The organism is Neisseria mucosa (assembly GCF_003044445.1).
Classification (GTDB): domain Bacteria; phylum Pseudomonadota; class Gammaproteobacteria; order Burkholderiales; family Neisseriaceae; genus Neisseria; species Neisseria mucosa_A.
In genome coordinates this window covers 1-1,000 of the sequence record NZ_POWX01000043.1, presented here as the reverse complement: position 1 = coordinate 1,000, position 1,000 = coordinate 1, and the positions used below count along the sequence as shown (strand labels likewise).

The following is a 1,000-nucleotide window of genomic DNA, read 5'->3' as shown; positions in this document are numbered from 1 at the left end:
ATTACTACAACCGCGAGCGTTGCAGTTTGAAATTGAAAAAGCTGAGTCCTGTCGCATACAGAACCCAGCTTGCACAGAGCGCCTGAATAGGCTTTTATGAGTGTCCAAGATTTGGGGGCCAGTTCACCTCCAGACTTTGCCCAAAGTCCAACTCTTCTATCACGGGATAAAAATACTCTGAATAATCGATATGGTCTCCGTACTTTTCCTGATATTTCGCTAACGCGTCATTAACCTGCTCCTCAACTAAAGAAACCTTGTAAGTTTCCTTATGCTCCCATAGTGATATGCCATGCTCAAATTTTTCAAGGCTTTGAAATGTTCTAGTCAACACCCTTTGGGCTTGCCAGCTAAGAACTCCTAGCGCGTCCTCAAATTCAGGGCTTTTAGTAATATTGAATATGGCTGCATATTTTGGGCTATATGCTGCAACGTCTCTCGGATATGTGAAAAAAACCATGTAACGCCTCTAAACTAATAAAAACACCACAAAAAATCGAAGTAGATATTTTCAGACGACCTCTAATCAGTCTTGCCATCTTGAATCAGTTGCAATGCTTGGTTATACCGTTCCCGCAAAAAGTCGCTATACCATTGCATAAGCTCTTTGCGCTGTGGGATATATTCCGTCCTGTGGTATGCCGCCCTGACTTTGTTTTGCTCCACATGGGCAAGCTGTCGCTCTACCACATCGCTGTTAAAACCGTTTTCATTCAATACGTCTGTAGCTAGGCTTCTGAAGCCGTGGGGCGTTGCTATGCCTTTGTAGCCCATTCTGCCCATCAAGTAAGATAGGGTGTTTTCACTCATATGCTTGTCAGGGTCTTTTACCGATGGGAACAGATAACGGCTATATCCTGTCAGTTCCTTTAGTTCTGCCAAAAGCTCAAGCGTCCAATCGGCAAGGGGGACGATATGCGGGGCTTTCATCTTCATCTTGGCGGCGGGTATGCTCCATTCTGCCCCATCCAAATCAAATTCCGCCCATTCCGCCGCCCTA

3 protein-coding genes are annotated in these 1,000 nt (G+C 45.3%); 1 reads left to right on the top strand and 2 read right to left on the bottom strand.

Annotated features, from left to right (window positions below; translation table 11 throughout):
- The coding region (locus DBY90_RS13715; RefSeq protein WP_159069413.1) for an IS3 family transposase at window positions 1-86 on the top strand (86 nt) is incomplete at its 5' end.
- Between the two features lie 8 nt (window positions 87-94).
- Here the strand turns inward: DBY90_RS13715 and DBY90_RS12430 are convergent.
- Window positions 95-460 carry a hypothetical protein gene (locus DBY90_RS12430; RefSeq protein WP_107987339.1) on the bottom strand — a complete coding sequence of 122 codons (366 nt, stop codon included), beginning with the start codon at window positions 458-460 and terminating at the stop codon, window positions 95-97.
- A gap of 62 nt (window positions 461-522) precedes the next feature.
- On the bottom strand, window positions 523-1,000 hold a 478-nt coding region (locus DBY90_RS12425; RefSeq protein ID WP_185952213.1), incomplete at its 5' end, for a tyrosine-type recombinase/integrase.